General features: G+C 58.7%; 19 protein-coding genes and 1 pseudogene. 13 read left to right on the forward strand and 7 right to left on the reverse strand.

Translation table 11 applies throughout. The features are described from left to right. Positions 1–84 precede the first annotated feature (84 nt). A pseudogene (locus L9059_RS30965) lies at positions 85–1,116 on the reverse strand (cache domain-containing protein); the annotation flags it as partial. A 173-nt stretch (positions 1,117–1,289) separates the two neighbouring features. Between L9059_RS30965 and L9059_RS15055 the strand changes: the two are divergent. Continuing rightward, positions 1,290–2,777 carry a helicase HerA-like domain-containing protein gene (locus tag L9059_RS15055; RefSeq protein WP_247291809.1) on the forward strand — a complete coding sequence of 496 codons (1,488 nt, stop codon included), beginning with the start codon at positions 1,290–1,292 and terminating at the stop codon, positions 2,775–2,777. Between the two features lie 167 nt (positions 2,778–2,944). On the opposite strand, the gene L9059_RS15060 is transcribed toward L9059_RS15055, so the two are convergent. Continuing rightward, entirely contained in the window at positions 2,945–3,400 is a 456-nt protein-coding gene (locus L9059_RS15060) for a DUF721 domain-containing protein (RefSeq protein ID WP_247291810.1), read from the reverse strand. A 307-nt stretch (positions 3,401–3,707) separates the two neighbouring features. Here L9059_RS15060 and secA point away from each other — a divergent pair, with 307 nt between their 5' ends. The 4 genes from secA (at position 3,708) to L9059_RS15080 (ending at position 9,509) form a co-directional block, all read left to right on the forward strand. Continuing rightward, positions 3,708–6,443: a preprotein translocase subunit SecA gene (secA, locus tag L9059_RS15065; protein WP_247291811.1), complete on the forward strand. Its 2,736-nt coding sequence runs from the start codon at positions 3,708–3,710 to the stop codon at positions 6,441–6,443. Positions 6,444–6,561: 118 nt separating this feature from the next. After that, on the forward strand, positions 6,562–7,779 hold the full coding sequence (argJ, locus tag L9059_RS15070) for a bifunctional glutamate N-acetyltransferase/amino-acid acetyltransferase ArgJ (protein WP_247291812.1): 1,218 nt from the start codon (positions 6,562–6,564) through the stop codon (positions 7,777–7,779). Positions 7,780–7,935: 156 nt separating this feature from the next. Then, the gene (locus tag L9059_RS15075) at positions 7,936–8,568 is read left to right on the forward strand and encodes a glutathione S-transferase family protein (protein WP_247291813.1); all 633 of its coding nucleotides are present in this window, start codon (positions 7,936–7,938) and stop codon (positions 8,566–8,568) included. Continuing rightward, positions 8,565–9,509: a Nudix family hydrolase gene (locus tag L9059_RS15080; RefSeq protein ID WP_247291814.1), complete on the forward strand. Its 945-nt coding sequence runs from the start codon at positions 8,565–8,567 to the stop codon at positions 9,507–9,509. The genes L9059_RS15075 and L9059_RS15080 overlap by 4 nt, the downstream gene beginning before the upstream one ends. A gap of 130 nt (positions 9,510–9,639) precedes the next feature. On the opposite strand, the gene L9059_RS15085 is transcribed toward L9059_RS15080, so the two are convergent. From L9059_RS15085 to L9059_RS15095, 3 genes are read right to left on the reverse strand one after another with little or no spacing between them, the layout of a single operon-like run. Further along, on the reverse strand, positions 9,640–10,224 hold the full coding sequence (locus L9059_RS15085; RefSeq protein ID WP_247291815.1) for a cob(I)yrinic acid a,c-diamide adenosyltransferase: 585 nt from the start codon (positions 10,222–10,224) through the stop codon (positions 9,640–9,642). Positions 10,225–10,227: 3 nt separating this feature from the next. Beyond that, entirely contained in the window at positions 10,228–12,264 is a 2,037-nt protein-coding gene (locus tag L9059_RS15090; protein ID WP_247291816.1) for a sensor histidine kinase, read from the reverse strand. Between the two features lie 46 nt (positions 12,265–12,310). Beyond that, positions 12,311–13,228 carry a putative 2-dehydropantoate 2-reductase gene (locus tag L9059_RS15095; protein ID WP_247291817.1) on the reverse strand — a complete coding sequence of 306 codons (918 nt, stop codon included), beginning with the start codon at positions 13,226–13,228 and terminating at the stop codon, positions 12,311–12,313. A 134-nt stretch (positions 13,229–13,362) separates the two neighbouring features. Here L9059_RS15095 and L9059_RS15100 point away from each other — a divergent pair, with 134 nt between their 5' ends. Together L9059_RS15100 and L9059_RS15105 are read left to right on the forward strand one after the other, a co-directional pair. Then, positions 13,363–13,848: a YajQ family cyclic di-GMP-binding protein gene (locus tag L9059_RS15100; RefSeq protein WP_018926510.1), complete on the forward strand. Its 486-nt coding sequence runs from the start codon at positions 13,363–13,365 to the stop codon at positions 13,846–13,848. Between the two features lie 18 nt (positions 13,849–13,866). Then, positions 13,867–14,709 carry a mechanosensitive ion channel family protein gene (locus tag L9059_RS15105; protein ID WP_247291818.1) on the forward strand — a complete coding sequence of 281 codons (843 nt, stop codon included), beginning with the start codon at positions 13,867–13,869 and terminating at the stop codon, positions 14,707–14,709. 78 nt (positions 14,710–14,787) lie between these two features. On the opposite strand, the gene L9059_RS15110 is transcribed toward L9059_RS15105, so the two are convergent. After that, a complete protein-coding gene (locus tag L9059_RS15110) occupies positions 14,788–16,116 on the reverse strand; it encodes an OprD family porin (protein WP_247291819.1) in 1,329 nt (442 codons plus the stop codon). 884 nt (positions 16,117–17,000) lie between these two features. Between L9059_RS15110 and L9059_RS15115 the strand changes: the two genes are divergently transcribed. Both L9059_RS15115 and L9059_RS15120 read left to right on the forward strand, forming a co-directional pair. Then, a complete protein-coding gene (locus L9059_RS15115) occupies positions 17,001–17,426 on the forward strand; it encodes an HIT family protein (RefSeq protein WP_247291933.1) in 426 nt (141 codons plus the stop codon). A 3-nt stretch (positions 17,427–17,429) separates the two neighbouring features. Next, positions 17,430–17,636, forward strand: a complete 207-nt coding sequence (locus L9059_RS15120) for a SlyX family protein (protein ID WP_247291820.1) — start codon at positions 17,430–17,432, stop codon at positions 17,634–17,636. A gap of 60 nt (positions 17,637–17,696) precedes the next feature. On the opposite strand, the gene L9059_RS30660 is transcribed toward L9059_RS15120, so the two are convergent. After that, on the reverse strand, positions 17,697–18,299 hold the full coding sequence (locus L9059_RS30660; protein WP_282615482.1) for a cold-shock protein: 603 nt from the start codon (positions 18,297–18,299) through the stop codon (positions 17,697–17,699). Positions 18,300–18,608: 309 nt separating this feature from the next. Here L9059_RS30660 and L9059_RS15130 point away from each other — a divergent pair, with 309 nt between their 5' ends. The 4 genes from L9059_RS15130 to aspS all read left to right on the forward strand — a co-directional run bounded on the left by L9059_RS15130 (position 18,609) and on the right by aspS (position 21,899). Beyond that, the gene (locus L9059_RS15130) at positions 18,609–19,079 is read left to right on the forward strand and encodes a Dps family protein (RefSeq protein WP_045058235.1); all 471 of its coding nucleotides are present in this window, start codon (positions 18,609–18,611) and stop codon (positions 19,077–19,079) included. A 251-nt stretch (positions 19,080–19,330) separates the two neighbouring features. Further along, positions 19,331–19,651, forward strand: a complete 321-nt coding sequence (locus tag L9059_RS15135) for a ribbon-helix-helix domain-containing protein (RefSeq protein ID WP_247291821.1) — start codon at positions 19,331–19,333, stop codon at positions 19,649–19,651. A 141-nt stretch (positions 19,652–19,792) separates the two neighbouring features. Continuing rightward, positions 19,793–20,014 carry an FmdB family zinc ribbon protein gene (locus L9059_RS15140; RefSeq protein ID WP_045058234.1) on the forward strand — a complete coding sequence of 74 codons (222 nt, stop codon included), beginning with the start codon at positions 19,793–19,795 and terminating at the stop codon, positions 20,012–20,014. Positions 20,015–20,123: 109 nt separating this feature from the next. After that, positions 20,124–21,899 carry an aspartate--tRNA ligase gene (gene aspS, locus L9059_RS15145; protein WP_247291822.1) on the forward strand — a complete coding sequence of 592 codons (1,776 nt, stop codon included), beginning with the start codon at positions 20,124–20,126 and terminating at the stop codon, positions 21,897–21,899. Positions 21,900–21,933 lie beyond the last annotated feature (34 nt).

A 21,933-nucleotide genomic window follows, 5' to 3' on the forward strand; every position in this document is an offset into this window, starting at 1 on the left:
CGATGCAGCGACTACGCGCAAGGCCACTTCATTGACCTGGCCCGTGGCCGACGATACTTCGCGGATCGAGCCGTGGATGCGCTCGACGAATCGGTTAAACGCAGTGCCAAGGATGCCGAATTCATCATTGTTCTGGATGGTCAGGCGCTTGGTCAGGTCTCCTTCGCCGTCGGCGATGTCTTCCATGGCGCGGGTCATCACGTGCAATGGCTGGATCAGCAGGCGGATCAGCATGCCCAGCAAGGCAATGATGATCGCCACGGCTGTCAGCGTCGCAACGACCGCCGAGGTGCGGAATTCGCTGAGCATCGAGAAGGCTTTGTCTTTGTCGACTGACAGGCCGATGTACCAGTTGACCGAAGGCAGGCCCTTGACCGGGGTGAAGGTGACGATGCGGGTCTTGCCATCGACGTCCACTTCGCTGAAGTCACTGCTCAAACGCGGCGTCCCCTGGGGAAAGGCCTCACTCAGCGTCTTCATGACCAGGGTTTTGTCCGGGTGAACCAGGATTTTGCCGTCGGCGCTGACCAGGAACACGTAGCCCATACCGTCGAAATCCCTGGCGCTGAGGGTGTCGATCAGGGTTTGCAGGCTCAGGTCGCCACCCACGACGCCGACGCTCTGGCCGCCTTTTTTCGAGGCTGTGGCAATTGAGATGATGGTTTGCCCGGTGGCCGCATCGATGTACGGTTCGGTCAGCGTGGCGGTGCTGCTGCTTTCGGCGCCTTTATACCAGGGGCGTACCCGCGGATCGAAGCCCGCTGGCATTTTGGCGTCCGGGCGGATGGTGAAGCTGCCGGTCGCGTCGCCCAGGTAGGACGCCATGAAGGTCGAAGTCAGTGCTTTCTGCTCGAGCAGACTGGTCACGGCGCCCGGCTCGGGGTTGATGGCAATGTTCTGAGCGAGGTTGTCAATCAGCAGAATGCGCCCGCTTAACCAGGTTTGAATGTTGCTGGCGGTGACGTCGCCCATCTCGTGGAGGTAGTTGTCCAGGTCTTCGCGGATGGCGTTACGCTGCAGGTAGTCGTTGTACAGCGTAAACGAGGCGAAGGCGGCAATGACAATTAGCGCGGCGGCAAGCAGGATTTTATGGCTGAAACGCAGGTTTTTGTTCATGGCTTGGGGTTCCGCTAAAGTCTTAATGTCCAGGGCGTGCTTTTATAAGAGAGCGCGAAATGGTTGGTGGCGAGCACAAGCGGATAGCTCCGTTTTCTCTGTAGGAAATTACCGACGCTCTTCAATCCCCTGTATCGGCCATCAGGAATTAAAGATTAACCATGGGTGACGAAATGCCTGACTCATCGCAACTTGTTATTGGTGCCGATCTCTCCGGCAGCCCCATCGCCCAGGCCATGCGCCTGGCCAACCGTCATGGCCTGGTAGCCGGAGCTACCGGGACCGGCAAGACGGTCACCTTGCAGCGTCTGGCCGAAGCCTTTAGCGATGCCGGGGTGGCAGTGTTCGCCGCCGATATCAAGGGCGACCTGTGCGGGCTCGGGGCTGCAGGCGATCCCCAGGGCAAGATCGCCGAGCGCATCGCCGGCATGCCCTGGCTGAATCACCAGCCCCAGGCGTATCCGGTGACCTTATGGGATATCCACGGCAAGACCGGTCATCCTTTGCGCACCACCCTCAGTGAAATGGGCCCATTGCTGCTGGGCAGCCTGCTGGAACTGACCGACAGCCAGCAGTCGGCGCTGTATGCCGCGTACAAGGTCGCGGATCGGGAAGGGCTGCTACTGCTGGACCTCAAGGATCTGAAAGCGCTGCTCAATCACCTGCGTGAGCACCCACAGTTGCTGGGAGACGATGCCGCGCTGATGACCACCGGTTCCAGCCAGGCTTTGCTGCGCCGCCTCGCAACGCTTGAACAGCAGGGAGCGGAAGCGCTGTTTGGTGAACCCGCGTTGCAGCTCGAAGATATTCTGCAACCGACCGCCGAGGGTCGCGGGCGCATTCACCTGCTCGACGCCAGCCGCCTGATACACGAAGCGCCGAAGGTCTACGCCACGTTCCTGTTGTGGTTGCTGGCCGAACTGTTCGAGCAACTTCCCGAGCGCGGCGATGCGGACAAACCGCTGCTGGCGCTGTTTTTTGACGAGGCGCACCTGTTGTTCGCCGGCACTCCCCAGGCCCTGCGTGATCGCTTGGAGCAAGTGGTGCGGCTGATCCGTTCAAAAGGCGTGGGAGTGTATTTTGTCACCCAGTCGCCAGGGGACCTGCCGGATGATGTGTTGGCCCAGTTGGGCTTGCGTATCCAGCATGGGCTTCGCGCGTTTACCGCCAAGGAGCAGAAATCCCTGCGCGCGGTGGCAGAGGGCTTTCGTCCCAATCCGGCGTTTGATGCCTTGTCGGTGCTGACCGAGCTGGGTATCGGCGAGGCGCTGGTGGGCACCTTGCAGGACAAAGGCACTCCCGCGATGGTGCAACGGGTGCTGGTGGCACCGCCACAGTCGCGAATCGGGCCACTGACCGAAATCGAGCGCACGATGCTGATCGCCGGGTCGCCGTTCAAAGGCCGTTACGACAAGCCGATCGATCGCGAGTCGGCCTATGAAGTACTGATGGGGCGCAAGGGGTTGGCGCCGGAGCCTGAAGCCGCACCGGGCAAGTCTGCCGCTGAAGAGCCGAGCTTCACCGACAAGGCTGGGGAGTTCCTTGGTTCGGCGGCGGGCCAGGCGCTGAAGTCGGCGATGCGCCAGGCGGCCAATCAACTGGGCAGGCAGTTGGTGCGGGGGTTGATGGGGTCGTTGCTCGGTGGCAGCAAGCGTCGATAGCGCCGCGGCTCAATCCCATTGGGAGTCAACTGTGGGAGCCAGCCTGCTGGCGATGGACCGGAGGGCGCCGCGTTTATTCAGGGTGTGAGCGTCATCGTTGACGTCCATCGTCGGAACGCCGCCCGGAGCAAGCGTTGCTCCCACAGGCTGGCCCGCAGCGCGCTGGATCAGGTTTTAGGCCGCGCATGCGCCGCAAGCCGCTCCAGCGCCGCGCGCAAATTCGGATCACTGATCCCGTCAGCCGTCGCCTGAATCGTCGCCCCGGCATCAGTCGACAAACTGATGGTATGCCCCGCCGCACCTTGCGGAACGGTCGGCGGCTGCACCTTGAACAAAATCCGCGTCAGGCTTGTGAACTCGTCAAACAGTTGTAACTGGCGCTGCAAACGCTTTTGCTGATATCGCAGCCGGGTTGCCCAATGGCCATCGGTCACGATCAGCAGCAAACTGCCTTCGCGCCAAGAGGCCACATGGCAGTGTTCCCTGGCGGCAGGCTGCAGCTGGCTTTCCAGCAGGCGTTGCAAGTGGCCCAGGCGTTGAGCGTGGCCAAAGATGGCTTTAAGCGGTTTGGCTTCGCGAAGCAGAACGGCGGGTGCTCTGGCCGTGAGAGGGCGAAATGCCATGATCAGACACCTGAAGTAACAGAGCCGCCATGTTAGCAGAAAGCACCCGATGCGCTCGCCCCATTGCTCTAAGAGCGCTTTACCCATCAAATCAACAAGTAACTTATGCCCTCAATGACTTGAAGTTCAGCAAAAAGCCCTTATTTTAAGTAAGCCCCGTCACAGCGCTGTGCCAGCATCGTGGAATAACGCCACTTTCCTCACCACCGTTTCCGGGTAGAATGCTCGTTCGCATGCGGCCATGAGGGCTGCTCGGGCGACTCACGGGGCCGCCCTCCATCCCTTTAGTGTGGAAGATCCTGCCGATATGTTTGCGCCTTTGTTAAAGAAACTTTTTGGAAGCAAGAACGAGCGTGAGGTCAAACGCATGCTCAAGACGGTGCAACTCGTCAATGCCTTCGAAGAGCAAATGGTGGCCCTTTCGGACGATCAATTGCGTGCCAAGACAGATGAGTTCAAGGCCCGCATCGCCAAAGGGGAAACCCTCGACAAACTGTTGCCTGAAGCCTTTGCGGTCGCCCGCGAAGCCGGCAAGCGCGTCATGGGTATGCGTCACTTCGATGTCCAGCTGATCGGCGGCATGACCTTGCATGAAGGCATGATCGCGGAAATGCGTACCGGTGAAGGCAAGACCCTGGTGGCGACACTGGGCGTTTACCTGAACGCGCTGTCCGGCAAGGGCGTGCACGTTGTTACCGTGAACGACTACCTGGCCCGTCGCGACGCCAACTGGATGCGTCCGCTCTACGAATTCCTCGGCCTGACGGTCGGCGTTGTCACGCCGTTCCAGCCGCCGGAAGAGAAACGCCTGGCATACGCCGCCGACATCACCTACGGCACCAACAACGAATTCGGTTTCGACTACCTGCGCGATAACATGGCGTTCAGCATGGAAGAGAAATTCCAGCGCGAACTCAATTTTGCCGTGATCGACGAAGTCGACTCCATCCTTATCGACGAAGCCCGTACCCCGCTGATCATTTCCGGTCAGGCCGAGGACAGCTCCAAGATGTATGTCGAGATCAACCGTCTGATCCCGCAGCTGGAGTTGCACGTCGAGGAAGTTGAAGGCGAAGTCACCAAGGCTGGCCACTTCACCGTTGACGAGAAAACCCGTCAGGTGGAACTCAACGAAGCCGGTCACCAGTTCATCGAGGACATGCTCACCCGCGTCGGTCTGCTGGCTGAAGGCGAGAGCCTGTATTCGTCGCATAACCTGGGCCTGCTGACGCACGTCTATGCCGGTCTGCGTGCACACAAGCTGTTCCATCGCAACATCGAATACATCGTGCAGGACGGGCAGGTTGTACTGGTCGACGAACACACCGGTCGTACCATGCCGGGTCGTCGTCTGTCCGAAGGTCTGCACCAGGCTATCGAGGCCAAGGAAGAGCTGAACATCCAGGCCGAAAGCCAGACCCTGGCATCGACCACGTTCCAGAACTACTTCCGCCTTTACAACAAGCTGTCCGGCATGACCGGTACTGCCGATACCGAAGCGTTTGAGTTCCATCAGATCTACGGCCTGTCGGTCATGGTGATACCGCCAAACCGACCGCTGGCACGTAAAGACTACAACGACCTGGTGTTCCTGACTGCCGACGAGAAATACGCCGCGATCATCAACGACATCAAGGAATGCATGACCCAGGGCCGTCCGGTGCTGGTGGGTACTGCAACCATCGAAACTTCCGAGCACATGTCCAATCTGCTCAACAAGGAAGGCATCGAGCACAAGGTCCTGAACGCCAAGTTCCACGAAAAAGAAGCCGAGATTATCGCCCAGGCCGGTCGCCCTGGCGCACTGACCATTGCCACCAACATGGCTGGTCGTGGTACCGACATCCTCTTGGGCGGCAACTGGGAAGTGGAAGTGGCTTCCCTGGACAACCCGACTCCTGAGCAGATCGCCCAGATCAAGGCCGACTGGCAGAAACGTCACCAGCAAGTGCTGGAGTCGGGCGGCCTGCAGGTGATCGCTTCCGAGCGTCACGAATCGCGCCGTATCGACAACCAGTTGCGTGGTCGTGCTGGCCGCCAGGGTGACGCCGGTTCGAGCCGCTTCTACCTGTCGCTGGAAGACAGCCTGATGCGTATCTTCGCCTCTGATCGGGTGAAGAACTTCATGAAAGCCCTGGGCATGCAGCCTGGCGAAGCGATCGAACACCGCATGGTGACGAACGCCATCGAGAAGGCGCAGCGCAAGGTCGAAGGTCGCAACTTCGACATCCGTAAGCAATTGCTTGAGTTCGACGACGTCAACAACGAACAGCGTAAAGTGATCTATCACATGCGTAACACGTTGCTGGCCGCTGACAACATCGGCGAAACCATCGCTGACTTCCGTCAGGACGTACTCAACGCAACTGTCAGCGCGCACATTCCTCCGCAGTCGCTGCCAGAGCAGTGGGACGTGGCCGGTCTTGAGGCGGCACTGCAGAGCGATTTCGGTGTTGCGTTGCCGATCCAGCAATGGCTCGACGAAGACGATCACCTGTACGAAGAGACCCTGCGCGAGAAGCTGATGAACGAGCTGATCGCCGCGTACCACGAGAAAGAAGACCAGGCCGGCGCCGATGCGCTGCGCACCTTCGAGAAGCAAATCGTGCTGCGCGTCCTGGACGACCTGTGGAAAGACCATCTGTCGACCATGGATCACCTGCGTCACGGTATCCACTTGCGTGGCTACGCCCAGAAGAACCCGAAGCAGGAGTACAAGCGCGAGTCGTTCACGCTCTTCTCCGAGTTGCTGGATTCGATCAAGCGCGACTCGATCCGTGTGCTGTCTCACGTTCAGGTTCGTCGCGAAGATCCGATCGAAGAAGAGCAACGCCTGCGCCAGGAAGCCGAAGCTCTGGCCGCGCGCATGCAATTCCAGCACGACGAGGCGCCAGGTCTGGAGCAACCGGAAATGCTGGGCGAAGAGGTCGATGTCGCCCTCGCAGCCGCGCCGGTGCGTAACGAACAGAAGCTGGGGCGTAACGAACTGTGCTACTGCGGTTCGGGCAAGAAGTTCAAGCATTGCCACGGGCAGATCCAGTAAAGCCCGTTCAGCTAGCTGAAATACCCGCGCCGCGACCGGCATCAGCCGTCGCGGCGTTTTGCCATTCGATACCGCCGATCATCTGCGTCGGCGATGACTATTTTTAAGGAGCGCATTCATGGCTGTTGGTCTTGGTCCTTTGCCAACGTTGCACCCGGTTGCCGGTTTTGAACTCGGTATTGCTTCGGCCGGCATCAAGCGCCCAGGGCGCAAGGATGTAGTGGTCATGCGCTGTGCCGAAGGCTCGACGGTCGCTGGCGTATTCACCCTGAACGCCTTTTGCGCAGCTCCGGTGATTCTCGCCAAACAGCGAGTGCAAGGGCCGGTGCGTTACCTGCTGACCAACACCGGCAACGCCAACGCCGGCACCGGCGAGCCTGGTCTGGCGGCAGCCGAGCGCACCTGCGCGAAGCTGGCAGAGCTGACCGGCGTTGATGCCAGCCTGGTGCTACCGTACTCCACCGGGGTGATAGGCGAACCGTTGCCGGTCGAGAAGATCGAAGGTGCGTTGCAGGCAGCGCTCGATGACCTGTCAATCAACAACTGGGAAGCCGCCGCTACTGGCATCATGACCACCGACACCTTGCCCAAGGGTGCGAGCCGCCAGTTCGAACATGACGGCGTAACCATCACCGTCACCGGCATCAGCAAAGGCGCGGGCATGATTCGGCCGAACATGGCGACCATGCTGGGCTATATCGCCACTGACGCCAAAGTCGCCCGTGAAGTATTGCAAAACCTGCTCCTGGACGGCGCCAACAAGTCGTTCAACCGCATCACCATCGACGGCGACACCTCGACCAACGACTGCTGCATGCTGATCGCCACCGGCCAGGCTGCGCTGCCGGAAATCACCCGGGCCGAAGGCGAGCTGTTCGCCAAGCTGAAACAGGCGGTGTTCGAAGTGTGCATGGACGTCGCTCAGGCGATCGTTCGTGATGGCGAAGGTGCGACCAAGTTCGTCACCGTTGAAGTCAATGGCGGCGGCAACCACCAGGAATGCCTGGACGTAGGTTACACCGTGGCTCACTCGCCATTGATCAAGACCGCGTTGTTCGCTTCCGATCCGAACTGGGGCCGCATCCTGGCCGCGGTAGGCCGTGCGGGTGTACCCGACCTGGACGTGAGCAAGATCGACGTGTTCCTCGGCGAGGTGTGCATCGCCAGCCGCGGCGCCCGTGCGGCGACCTACACCGAAGCCCAGGGTGCGGCGGTAATGCAGCAGGAAGAAATCACCATCCGGATCGAGCTGGGTCGTGGCGCCTGCAGTGAGACGATCTGGACCACTGATTTGTCTCATGAGTATGTAAAGATCAACGCTGAGTACCGTACTTAAGGCAGACCGCGTCGGTCGAGCGCGACCCCGGCCCATCGCGGGCAAGCCCGCTTCCACAGGATTTGCGCTGACCCTGTGGGAGCGGGCTTGCCCGCGATGACGGTCGAGCAGACGCTAAAAAATCTGGCCCATACCTCTTATCTAAGGGTCCCGAACATGAGCCTGCACCTGATCATCGGCGACAAATTGTATTCCTCCTGGTCCTTGCGCGGCGCGCTGGCGCTTGATCTGGCCGCAGCCCCCTACAGCGAAGAGCTGATCAAACTGAACCAGCCGGACACCCGGGAGCGCCTGCTCCAACACTCGCCAACCGGCAAAGTCCCACTGCTGAAAACCGCACACGGCACCATCGCCGATTCCATGGCGATTGCCGAGTACCTGGCCGAACAGTTCCCCGATGCCGGCCTCTGGCCCAAAGACGTGGCGGCCCGAGCCCAGGCCCGTTCGGCTTGCGCGCAAATGCACGCCGGGTTCTTCGCCCTGCGCGGCAACATGCCGTTTGACCTGAGCCGCGACGCGCCACTGGTGCCGGTCCCGGCTGAAGTCCAGGCGGACATTGAGCGGATGCTGGCGTTATGGGCAGAGTGCCGGGCTGCGGCGTCCGACGCCGGTCCATTCCTGTTTGGCAAAGCCAGTCTGGCCGATGCCTTTTTCGCCCCGATTGCCGTGCGCCTGCGCACCTATCAGGTGAAAGTGCCGGACGAGGATGAGGCCTACATCGATACGATCTACCAATGGCCAGCGTTCAAGGCCTGGCAGAAAGCGGGTCTGGAGGAGGTTGGGCAGTGAAACGCATACACGTAGCGGCTGCGGTTATTCGTGACAGCAGTGGCAAGATCCTTATCGCCCGTCGCGCCGATACCCAGCACCAAGGCGGTCTGTGGGAGTTCCCGGGTGGCAAGGTTGAGGCTGACGAATCCGTCGAAACCGCTTTGGCCCGTGAACTTCACGAGGAGTTGGGGATTGTGGTCGGCGCGGCGCGCCCGCTGATCAAGGTCCGGCACGATTACCCGGACAAGCAGGTTTTGCTGGATGTCTGGGAAGTTTCGACATTTACCGGCGAACCCCATGGCGCCGAAGGCCAGCCGCTGGCGTGGGTGGCGCCGCGGGATTTGTTGGAGTACGAGTTTCCGGCTGCCAATCAGCCGATCGTCGCGGCTGCGCGCTTGCCGGCCGAGTACTTGATCACGCCTGAAGATTTGGAGACCCCGGCACTGTTGCGCGGTATCCAGAAAGCCATTGCGGGCGGCATCAAACTTATCCAGTTGCGCGCACCGAACGGATACGACCCTAAATACCGAGACCTGGCGGTGGATGCGGCGGGACTCTGTGCGGGCAAGGCGCAGTTGATGATCAAGGGCCCGTTCGAATGGCTCGGCGACTTCCCATCGGCCGGCTGGCATATCACGTCTGCCCAACTGCGCAAATACGCGGCAGCGGGTCGGCCGCTGCCAGCGTCGCGGTGGCTGGCGGCGTCCTGCCATGACGCAGAGGAACTGGCGTTGGCCGAACAGATGGGCGTGGACTTTGTCACCCTGTCACCGGTGCAACCGACCCAGACTCACCCGGATGCCCAGCCGCTGGGTTGGCAGCAGGCTGCGGCCTTGATCGAAGGGTTCAGCAAGCCGGTGTTCTTGCTGGGTGGCGTGGGCCCGGCCGAGCGCAAGAAGGCTTGGAGTGTAGGGGCGCAGGGTGTGGCGGGGATCCGCGCGTTCTGGCCTGAGGCTTGATTGTGTATTGAGGCTGCTGGCCTCATCGCCGGCAAGCCAGCTCCCACAGGGTTTTGTGTCGTTCACAAACGTTGTGTACACGACGAAACTTGTGAGAGCTGGCTTGCCAGCGATGGCGCCCAAACAGGCGTTACACTTCTGTGGGCTTCACCGCCGGCTGCCACAAGATTTCAGCAACCCCCTGGCGCCTGGCAATCACCCTCGCCACCACAAACAGCAAATCCGACAACCGGTTGATATAAGCCAATCCAACCCCGGCCAGCGGCTCCAGAGCATTCAAATGCTGACACCGCCGTTCCGCACTGCGCGCTAGGCTTCGGCATACGTGCGCCTGGGCAATCAACGCCGAGCCGCCGGGCAATATAAAGTTTTCCAGTGGCCCCAGTTCTTCGTTCCACTCATCGATTGCCGCCTCCAGGCGCTCGATCTCTGCCATGTTCAGGGCCTGATACTCGGGCATTGCCAGTTCGCCGCCGAGGTCGAACAAGCGGTGCTGGCAAGGCGCCAATACCTCGATTACCTGATTCAGCCCCGGGTACGCAGCGCGTTCCTGCAGCAGCCCGGCCAGCAGTACGCCAACCTGGCTGTTCAACGTATCGACCTCGCCGATTGCTTCAATTCGCGGATGGTCCTTGGGCACCCGGCGGCCATCGCCGAGGCCGGTTTCGCCTTTGTCGCCAGTGCGGGTGTAGATTTTAGACAGGCGAAAGCCCATGGTTTACCTCGATAGCTGATTGAGTTCCTGGGAGGCGAGCGGGGTGCTCGCCAAGGGTAGGCGCAGGGTGAAACAGGTGCCCTGGCCGAGGGTCGATTGCACTTCCATCTGGCCCTTGTGGTTGTTGGTGATGATGAAGTACGACACCGACAAACCAAGCCCGGTGCCCTGGCCAATTTCCTTGGTAGTGAAGAAAGGCTCGAAGGTGCGCTTGCGCACGCTCTCGCTCATGCCGATGCCGTTGTCCTCGACCTGGATCTCCGCCCATGGCGGGTTCAGGCGGGTGCGCAATATTATCCGGCCCGGTTCGCGATCGTCCTCGCGCTGATGGATGGCCTGGGCGGCATTTTTCAGCAGGTTGAGCAGCACCTGTTCCAGTTCGTTGGCGGTACCGGGAACCGGGCCGAGTTGTGGGTCGAACTGACGAGTGATCGCCTGCCCTTTGAAGTCGAAACCGATGGCCAGGTCGAAGTCGTTGCCGGCGATTTCCACCGCTTGGTCGATTAGCGCCGGCAGATCACAGGGCGCCATCTGCCGGGTGCTGCGCCGGCTGAAACTGAGCATGTGCGTCACGATCTTCGCCGCGCGGGCGCCCGCTTGCTGGATACCATCGAGCAGTTGCGGCACTTCTCGGGCGACCAGATACTGGTTCACCGTTTCCAGTTCGATGCCGATGTGCTCGGCCTGCTCAAGGTTCTTCGGCAACTCCGGGGACAGGCGCCGCCGGATGTTCTGCACGTTGTGCAAGATAGCGCCCAGAGGGTTGTTGATCTCATGCGCCATGCCCGCTGCCAGGCCGCCAACCGAGAGCATTTTCTCCGACTGCACCATCATTTCTTCCAGCGAGAGGCGCTGGGTGATGTCGTCGATACGGATTACCACGCCACGGCCCGCACCGCCCATCAGCGGATAAAACGTCAGCGCGTAATGCCTGGCTTCATCATCCTTGACCCAGGTCACCCGCTCGATCTTGGCCACCGTATGCTGTTCTACCGTTTGCTTGAGCTGCGGCAGAAACGGCTTGAGCGGTTCGAAGGCGAGGAAGATCGGTTGGTTCAGGGCTTCGTCCAGGCGAGTGCCGGATAGGGCGCTCGCCTCCTGATTCCATTGGGTGACGTATAGCTGTTCATCCAGGGCGATCAGTGCCGATGGCATGGAGTCGATGATGCTGTTGAGGTAATTCTGGAAGCCTGTGAGCTTTTTCTCGATCTTGCTACGAACCTGTACTTCGAGTTCCAGCTTACGGTTGGTATGACGGGTTTCTTCCGCCAGTCCCTGAGCCTGGTCGTAGGCGGCCTGGGAGTCATCCCGGGCGCGCTTGAGCTGCTGCTCCCGTGCTTCGATGCGCGAGAGCATGGTATTGAACGCCTCGGCCAGACTGCCGATTTCGTCATGGTTGCCGCGGGAGGCACGCAGGGCATAGTTCTCTTCCCGGGTAACTTGCCGGGACAACTCCTCCAACTGATGGATCGGTCGGGTGATCAGGCGTTTGATCTGCCGGGCGATCACCAGCCACAACAGGATGCTGAAGATCAGAATCCCGAGGCTTGCCGTCAGGGTCCCGGTGTAGAACGCCATCGGCAGTTCGCTGCTGGCAACCAGCAGTAAATGGCCGGGCTCAGTGCCGGGGCGGGGCAGGGTGATCACCTGGTTACTGCGAAATTCGGTTGCTTGCCAGGACTCTATGCGCCGGTAGTGCTCTGGTAACTTGAGCTTTTCACCCTGTTGCAACTGCGCCAAGCGCTCACCTTTACCATCGTAGAGGGCTGCTGCGCGTAAAGGAGAATAACTGTTAAGTTCATTGAGCAGGCGGGCGGCGCTTTGTGGGGACTTCAATGCGTCGGATATTAGGCTGGGGTTGGACACCAGGCGGCCAATGGTCTGTAAGGCCTGGGGCGCCATGCTTTCCTGGGAAATATAATATGCGGCGCTGATAAAGGTCAGGTTGGCGACCAGCAGAACAGTGGTCAACAGCACCAACAGGGCGGCCAGCAGTTTCTGACCGACTGGTAGGTTTTCAAGGCGCTGGCGCAATGGCATCAGGTTCGTCGCTGGCAAAGGAACAAGTGGCCAGCGTAGCCGCTGCTTAGTCGGTGGGCAATCCAAGGCTGTGCAGATGGGCGATCAAGCGCGACTCGAGTTGCTCCAGGTGTGGCAGGTGCAGCGAGTGCCTGCGCGCGGCTTTACAGGCGTAACCTAGCAGGTAGCTGATTTCGGTACGCCGCCGGCTGCCAACATCCTGATACATCGACGAATAATTCGCGGCAGTGGCGTGGATCACTCGCTCTACTTCATGCTGCAGGTCTTCGGCAGCCGCAGGTTGGCCGCAGCGTTCGAGCAATTCGGTCAGTTCGCCGCAGAGTGTGGCGACTTCGCAATGATGCTCTTCAAGCCCTCCATTGCGGCACTGGTGCAGGACTGTCAGCGGATTGATCGCACAGTTGAGCGCCAGTTTTCGCCACAGCCGAGTCAGTATGTCTGTACTCCATTCATGGGGAATGCCAGCGGCAGTCAAATCATCCAGCCAGATCGGGGGTACCGGGTGACTGGCATCCCCCAGCCATGTGTAGCCGTGACCGGCGAAGACCACTCGCCAGTCGCCGTCGCGAAATGCACCCTCGGTACTCGAAGCGTAAATGCAGCGAGCGTGGGGAACCCGCGCGGCAACGGCGTCCTGGCTGCCCAACCCGTTCTGCAGCAGGATCAGCTCGGCGTCGGGAGCCAGGCGCGGCGCCAGTTGGGCCACGGCGCTCTCGGCGTCATAGGCTTTGCAGGCGACCAGCAGGCGCCTGATTGGCTCATCGCTGTCCGGTGCCTGCACCTGGATCGGGTAACTGCGCGCCTCGCCATGCTCGACCAGGGTCAGCACGCCTTGTGCCTCATAGGCCTGCTGCCGCGCTTGGTCTCGCACAATCAGCGTGACCGGTATCCCGGCCCGAGCTAGACGAGTGGCCCAGAGGGTGCCGAGGCTGCCCGCACCGAGAATGTGCCAAGTGGTGGACATCAGCTTTTTGCTCTGTTTATGACGCGCATCGGAGGCTCGCAGTGAATGATCGGAAAGACCCGTTATAATCAGCGCGGATTTTAACCGCAAGCCAGGCGTGCTCTATGGGCACCCCTTTTTATTGGAGAGATTACATGCCGTCGTTCGACGTGGTATCCGAACTGGACAAACACGAAGTCACCAACGCGGTCGAAAACGCCGTCAAGGAACTCGATCGCCGCTATGACCTGAAAGGCAAGGGCAGCTTCGAGTTCAAGGAAAAGGACTTGACCGTCAATCTGACCGCAGAAGCCGATTTTCAGCTTGAAGCCATGATTGAGATCCTCAAATTGGCACTGGTCAAGCGCAAAATCGATGTGCAGTGCCTTGAGGTCAAGGATGCCTATGCATCGGGCAAGCTGATGAAACAGGAAGCGGTACTGAAGGAAGGCATCGACAAAGAGCTGGCGAAGAAGATCGTCGCCCACGTCAAAGACGCCAAACTCAAGGTACAGGCCGCCATTCAGGGCGAGCAAGTGCGCATTACCGGGAAAAAGCGTGACGATCTGCAGGAGGCTATCGCCGCGCTGCGCGCCAAAACCTTCGACATGCCGCTGCAGTTCAACAACTTCCGCGATTGATTTCGAAGGAGAGCAAAGATGGATTTGAATGCTGAAGTGGACAACCTGGTCAAGGCGTCCCAGGCCTGGATCCCAATGATCATGGAATACGGCAGCCGCGTGCTGCTCGCTATCATTACCCTGGCGATCGGCTGGTGGCTGATCAACAAGGTCACGCAAAAACTTGGCGGCCTGCTGGCTCTGCGCAACGCCGACCTGGCGTTGCAGGGCTTCATCAGCAACTTGGCAAACGTCATTTTGAAAATTCTGCTGATCGTCAGCGTCGCGTCGATGATCGGTGTGGAAACAACCTCGTTCGTCGCGGCTATCGGTGCGGCAGGCCTGGCCATCGGCCTGGCATTGCAAGGCAGCCTGGCGAACTTTGCCGGCGGCGTGTTGATTCTGCTGTTCCGTCCGTTCCGTATCGGTGACTGGATCGAAGCCCAAGGTGTTGCGGGTACCGTGGACAGTATCCAGATTTTCCATACTGTACTGCGCACCGGTGACAACAAAACCATCATCGTGCCAAATGGGAATTTGTCCAACGGCATCATTACCAACACCAACCGTCAGCCAACCCGCAAAGTCGTATTTGATGTGGGCGTGGATTATGAAGCGGATTTACAAAACGCTCGTCAAGTGTTGCTCGACCTGGCCAAGGATGAACGCGTGTTGGCAGAGCCGGCACCACAAGCGGTCATCTCCGCCCTGGGCGACAGTTCCATTACTGTTTCCCTGCGTGCTTGGGTGAAGACTTCTGATTACTGGGACGTGATGTTCATGTTCAACGAACAATCCAGGGATCGTCTGAAAGCCGCTGGTATTGATATTCCGTTTCCGCAGCGGGTGATTCGAGTGGTTCAGGAAGGTGCAGTGCAGTAACAGGCATAAGCTTCACAATAAAAAAGGCCCATCTGAAGATGGGCCTTTTTTTATTTACAGCGAACTAACAGCTTTCGATTACAAAATCGACAGCGGGTAGTCGACGATCAGACGGAACTCGTCGATATCGCCTTCGCCTTGGTCAGTGTTGGCGCGGTGCCATGCTTGACGAATGCGGAACGACAGGTCTTTAGCTGGGCCAGCTTGAACTACGTACTTGGCTTCAACGTTGGTTTCGTGGTGTTTGCCATCTGCACCGTACAGGTTAGCGTAAGCGCCATTCACCGGAGCGTTGGTACCGTCGATGTCCCAACCTTTCACGTAACGGGTCATGAAGCTCAGACCAGGAACGCCGTATTCGGCCATTTTCAGGTCATAGCGTACTTGGGCCGACTTCTCGCCAGGACCGTTGAAGTCAGAGTACTGGATGGAGTTGCCGAGGAAGATCGAGTCGCCGCCACGGTTGTTTTTACCCACGCCGACGTAGTCGAACGGAGTGTCACCGTTGATTTTCTGGAAGCCAACGGTCAGGGTGTGCGCTTTCAGGAACGAGAAAGCAGCTGCCAGGGAGAACGCGGTGTTGCTGATGTCGCCCGCTTCAGCGCTACCGGAATCGTCTGTGCGGTAGATGTTACCGTCCAGGTTTACCGACTGATCGCCACCCATAGGGATGGTGTAGTTGGCGTTGGCGTAGTACTGGTTCCAGATATCTTCAAGCTGAGCGCCATACAGCGATACGCTGAAGTTGTCGTTGATACCGTATTTGCCACCAGCATAGTTGATGGAGTCGGCTTCAACGCCAGCGTAGTTGGCCCACAGGCCGCCGTCACGGCCGTTTTTATCCTGGCTGGTCGCCGAGTAGAAGTGACCGGCTTCGAGGTCAAGGTCTTTGATCTCGCTGCTTTGCAGTTGGAAGCCGCTGGCAGTTTGCGGAAGGATACGGGAGCCGCCAACAGCAAATACTGGTGCGGTGCTTGGCTGCATGTCGCCCGCTTTCAGTTCGGTCTTGGAGATGCGAACTTTAAGTGCAGCGCCTGCTTTGCCCTGGCTGTCGTTGTTTTCGCCAGCAGCGTTGGTGCTCAGGTTACCCGAACCCGAATACTTGTCGGAGCCGTCCAGTTTGATGGCGAGGTAACCGAAAGCGTCAATACCAACACCCACGGTACCCTGGGTGTAGCCAGAGTTGAATACACCGTGGAAACCCTGGGTCCAGTCTTTGTCATCGACTGCGCCGTTTTTCTTGTTACGGTTGAAGTAGTAGTTGCGGAGCAGCACGTTAAAAGTGCTGTCTTCAACAAAACCTTTGGCTTCGGCCTGGTCGCCTACGAAAGGTGCGGCCGTAGCCATTTGAGTGCTGGCTGCTGCTGCAACTGCCAGTGCGATCATGCTCCACTTCATCACGCGCATCGTGATTTGCTCCTTTGGTTTTAGAAGAGTACTGCCGTCCCACCTGTTTTATTATCTGGGCGGCTCTTTCTTTTTGTGTCGGCGCAAACTTATATCACGCCGACCATATTGGCGATACTTGCGCATCCAACCTTTCAGCATCTTTACGACCCTGTCGCAAACAGCTGGGTAGATGTCGCAAATTTACAGCCCAAATGCAAGAGGACTGACAACTTCTTCGTTGTTTCCAGGGCCTGAGCATCGGTAAAAAGAGTCCCTGGTGAAACGAGTGAATCTCCATTGGGCTACCTTGCCACTGTTTTTATTTGCCTTGGGGCATCCACTTCCAGCAGAGGCGCAAAAGGCGATGTGGGTGTGAATGCAACAAACGTGCTCAAATCCGAAAATCGCTTATTTTTTTTCTGAAAGTCCGCCAGAAGCCGTAAACCCTCATAAAACCGGGGTGTTCATGCCCTGTGGTTCGGGCTTGACGCCGGTATTGGCATCGTGTTTCACCTTCCGGGCACGCCAGCGCGACAAGTAAAAATGTTACCGGTTCACCCTGTCAGTGAGTAAAAGGCGGATCACCGATGCATCAGCGTAGACCAACTGTGCAGTTTTGGTGCAAAAAATTTGCAGCACTGTGCTGGGTTCACGCCGCTGGACCATTAAGCGGTTCCGGACGCCGCTTTGATTATCAGTCACTTCAGCGCTTTTTCCATCCTTGTGGGTGCTGAAATGGTGCGTCTTGCACAAAAAAGGCCCGTGTCGGAGCCTGCTGCCTGCCGTCGTCGATGGTCGTGAAGCGAACGACGTTCGCAGGTATGCTGCTCATCTGTCGCCTGGTCAATCGTCTTTCAAGAGGGGGCCAGGTTGAAAATAATCATCTGCCGGGAGTGCGCGCAGTGTTTGCCTTGGATTCACGACTTCAACAAGACACCTTACCGATTGGGGATTTCCCGCTCTGCCGGCTGCTCTTGTCCAACGATTCGAATTACCCCTGGTTCATCCTGGTGCCACGCCGCGACGATATCAGCGAGATATTTCAGTTGGATGTCGCTGATCAGCAGCAGTTGTGGCAGGAAACTACGGCGCTGGCCGAGCTGCTCAAGGATTTGTTCGACGCCGACAAGTTGAACATTGCTGCGTTGGGCAATGTGGTCAGCCAGTTGCACATGCATGTCATCGTGCGTAAGCGCGAAGACGCCGCATGGCCCGCGCCGGTCTGGGGCCGGCATCCGGCCAGGCCTTATAGTGCCGAGCAGGTGGCAGCCATCCGCGAGCGGCTGCAGCGGGTGTTAACTGAAAGTTTCACGTTTCTGGAGGGTTGAACCATGAATCTTGAGGAGCGCATCAATGACCTGGAAAGCCGTCTGGCGTTCCAGGATGACACCATTAATACACTCAACGATGTACTGGTGGCGCAGCAGGTCGTCGTTGAGCGCCTACAGCTGCAGATGGCGGCCCTGATTCGACGCCAGGAGGAAATGGTCGGGCAGTTCGAGTCTTCCGAAGAAGAAGCCCCGCCGCCCCATTACTAAAGCGCAGGCATAAAAAAACCGCGAACAGCCCGGCTGTTCGCGGTTTTTGTATGCCGTGGATCAGCGGCGCGGCAGAGCCGCGATCACGTCTTCGGCCTGCAGGCCCTTGTCGCGATTCATCACGGAGAATTCCACGCGCTGGCCTTCGACCAGGACGCGGTGACCTTCGCCGCGAATGGCCCGGAAATGCACAAAGATGTCATCGCCGGAGTCGCGGGAAATAAAACCAAAACCCTTGGACGTGTTGAACCACTTGACGGTGCCAGTATCGCGGTTGGTCATGTCATAGCTGGGCGAAGCGGCGGCCGGTGAAGATTTGTAGAAGCTGATCGCCAGGTGCAGGAGAACGGCAATGACGGCGGCAGCCAGGCTGAACAGCACGTTGGGTTGACCGGAGACGAACGGAATCTCCGCAAGAAGCGTCAGTGTTTGCAATACGACAGCCAGTACCAGCAAGGCGCTGACCAGGTTTTGCAGTTGGTGACGCGGGCCTTTGTTCCAGTAGGGAATGACAGGCGCGAGGGTAAGGTTGAGCAGGCCGAAAAAGGCCAGGTAGAGCGCATCGGATTGTTGCAGGTAAGGAACAGCTTCGGATCGCAGGCTAGGGATGAAGGACAGCAGCAAGGCTGCTGCGCCCATTAGCAGGTGGACGATTTTCAACATTTTGATTAACTCACGTTAAGACGGATCACAAGGAAGAGCTGACAGAGCACGGTTCGCTTCAGAACAATAAGAGGCGTTGGGCACGTACCCGAAATCAGCCTATGCGCAACGTCCGGAAAAATAGACGCTGGCGACACACTGCCTATTTAACAGCAAAGCTTGTGGCTACTCAAATCAGGGAGTCCAGCGGCGTCATCCAGGCAATTTGTCGCAGCATGACTGGCCATCGGGTGCTGCGGTGCGGCGACAGGCTTGCTAGAGTGGTTCTGCACCTGTTGGATGAAATTCATCAAACTTTAGGGGAACCGCATGGCAATTGATATTGGTATCAGTGAAGAAGACCGCAAGTCCATCGTGGACGGACTTTCGCGGCTGCTGTCGGACACTTATGTGCTGTATCTGAAAACCCACAACTTCCATTGGAACGTCACGGGGCCGATGTTTCGCACCCTGCATCTGATGTTCGAAGAGCAATACAACGAGTTGGCCCTGGCCGTGGATTCGATTGCCGAGCGCATTCGCGCCCTCGGATTTCCGGCACCGGGCGCCTATTCCATCTATGCACGGCTGTCTTCCATCAAGGAAGAAGAAGGCGTGCCGAATGCCGAGGACATGATCCGGCAACTGGTCGCCGGTCAGGAAGCTGTCACCCGCACTGCGCGGGGTATTTTTCCGCTGCTCGACAAGGTCAGTGACGAACCGACTGCCGATCTGTTGACCCAGCGCATGCAAGTTCACGAAAAAACGGCGTGGATGCTGCGTTCTTTACTGGATCAATAAATATCATGCGCGCGGCTGGCGTCCTTGGGGTGCCACTCGTGCGTAGTCCATTACCCTTTGCTTCGAATGACCTTGCACCGGGCGTTGTAGGAAACTGGCTGGAGTAGGACCGTCTCCATGATCTCCCTACAGTTGCAGGAAAATCCTACGAGGTTGGTTAAAAAGTCATCTGGATATCCCTTTTTCCCTGCGTTTCTATAGGAGCGAGCTTGCTCGTCGAGCGCCAGGGGTGACAAAGGAGTGTCAAGGGTATGGATGATTGCAGAGGAGCAGGGGGGAGGGTCGATCTACCCAAAGGTAAAAGAATCGATCCATTTGTCAGTGAATTCGACATGGGGCTGGCTCAGCCGCTGTCGAGGTCGGTGCGCTTGAACGGATTTGCAACCTGTCTGCGCCTGGAACAGGTCTATTGGGACATCCTCGCGGACATGGCCAGGATCAACAGTTGCTCGATCAGTGCATTGTTGTCTCAGGTCGATCGTGAAGTGCATCTGCGTCACGGCGGGGTGAAAAATTTCAGCGGACTGGTCCGGGTTGTCTGTGTAGTGCACAGCCTCAATAAAGGTCGTTGACCGGGTCGGTGGGGTGAAAGTTGCAGAGTGTCGGTCTGTGCAGTCTTACGGCTGCACTGGCTGCATTTAATGGATATAATCCCGCTCTTTGCCGCAAAACCTCGGGTCTGCGGTAGCAATCTGATCGCCGAGACAACCCCCATGCCGATGTACGACTATCAATGTGCTTCCTGTGGTCATCAGTTGGAAGCCATTCAAAAGATCAGCGCTCCCGCGTTGGTCGACTGCCCTGCGTGCCAGGCGCCAGAGCTGAAGAAGATGCTGTCGATGCCGGGCTTCCGCCTCAGCGGCACCGGCTGGTACGAAACCGATTTCAAGACCGGCTCCAAGAAGAACCTGGCCGGCGGCGACAAAGCTGACTAGATTCCAGGGTCCGAGTTGAACGACACGTGCGAGCTCCTGCATCATCCTGCACCTGAGATGGGCAAGACCTCCTACCGAATTTCGAATTACGAGAAGTGAAACCATTACCATGATGCGCAGCCATTATTGCGGCCAACTGAACGAAAGCCTGGACGGCCAGGAAATTACCCTTTGCGGATGGGTTCACCGTCGCCGTGACCACGGTGGAGTGATTTTCCTAGATATCCGTGATCGTGATGGTCTGGCCCAAGTGGTGTTCGACCCGGACCGCGCTGAAACCTTCGCCGTCGCCGACCGCGTGCGCAGCGAATATGTGGTCAAGGTCACCGGCAAGGTGCGCCTGCGTCCGGCCGGTGCCACCAATGCCAACATGGCGTCGGGCATGATCGAAGTGCTGGGCTACGAACTGGAAGTGCTGAACGAGTCGGAAACTCCGCCGTTCCCGCTCAACGAATTCTCCGACGTCGGCGAAGAAACCCGCCTGCGCTATCGCTTCCTCGATCTGCGTCGCCCGGAAATGCTCGAGAAGCTGCGTCTGCGTTCGCGCATGACCACCAGCATCCGTCGCTTCCTGGACGAGAACGGCTTCCTCGACGTTGAAACGCCGATCCTGACTCGTGCCACTCCCGAAGGCGCTCGTGACTACCTGGTGCCGAGCCGGACCCACGCTGGTTCGTTCTTCGCCTTGCCGCAATCGCCACAGTTGTTCAAGCAACTGCTGATGGTTGCCGGCTTCGACCGCTACTACCAGATCGCCAAGTGCTTCCGTGACGAAGACCTGCGAGCTGATCGCCAGCCGGAATTCACCCAGATCGATATCGAGACCAGCTTCCTCGATGAAAAAGAGATCATGGGTATCACCGAGCAAATGATCCGCAACCTGTTCAAGGAAGTGCTGGATCTGGAATTCGGTGACTTCCCGCACATGACCTTCGAAGAAGCCATGCGCCGTTATGGTTCCGACAAACCGGACCTGCGTAACCCGCTGGAACTGGTTGACGTTGCCGACCAGCTCAAGGAAGTAGACTTCAAGGTGTTCAGCGGCCCGGCCAACGACCCGAAAAGTCGCATTGCAGCTCTGCGCGTACCAGGCGGGGCGAGCATGCCGCGCAGCAAGATCGACGACTACACCAAGTTCGTCGGCATCTACGGTGCCAAGGGCCTGGCGTACATCAAGGTCAACGAGCGCGCCAAAGGCGTCGAAGGCTTGCAGTCGCCAATCGTCAAGAACATCCCTGAAGCCAACCTCAATGTGATCCTCGATCGCGTGGGTGCGGTCGACGGTGACATCGTGTTCTTCGGTGCCGACAAAGCCAAGATCGTCAGCGAAGCCTTGGGCGCGCTGCGGATCAAGGTGGGCAACGACCTGAACCTGTTGACCTGCGAGTGGGCGCCGATGTGGGTCGTCGACTTCCCGATGTTCGAAGAGAACGACGACGGCAGCTTCAGCGCCTTGCACCACCCGTTCACCGCGCCGAAGTGCACGCCGCAAGAACTCGAAGCCAACCCGGCCACCGCTCTGTCCCGTGCCTACGACATGGTTCTGAACGGCACCGAGCTGGGTGGCGGTTCAATCCGTATCCACCGCAAGGAAATGCAGCAGACGGTCTTCCGCCTGCTGGGTATCGACGAAGCGGAACAGGAAGAGAAATTCGGCTTCCTGCTCGACGCCCTGAAGTACGGTGCACCGCCCCACGGTGGCCTGGCCTTCGGTCTGGACCGCCTGGTGATGCTGATGACCGGCGCCCAGTCGATCCGTGAAGTGATCGCTTTCCCGAAAACCCAGAGCGCGGCTGACGTCATGACTCAGGCTCCGGGTGCAGTAGATGCCAAGGCATTGCGCGAATTGCACATTCGACTGCGCGAAACGCCGAAAGCCGAGTAAGACTGGCCGTCAAGGCGCATCCTTAAGGGATGCG

It is taken from the genome of Pseudomonas violetae, assembly GCF_023072615.1.
In the GTDB taxonomy this organism is placed as follows: Bacteria; Pseudomonadota; Gammaproteobacteria; order Pseudomonadales; family Pseudomonadaceae; genus Aquipseudomonas; species Aquipseudomonas violetae.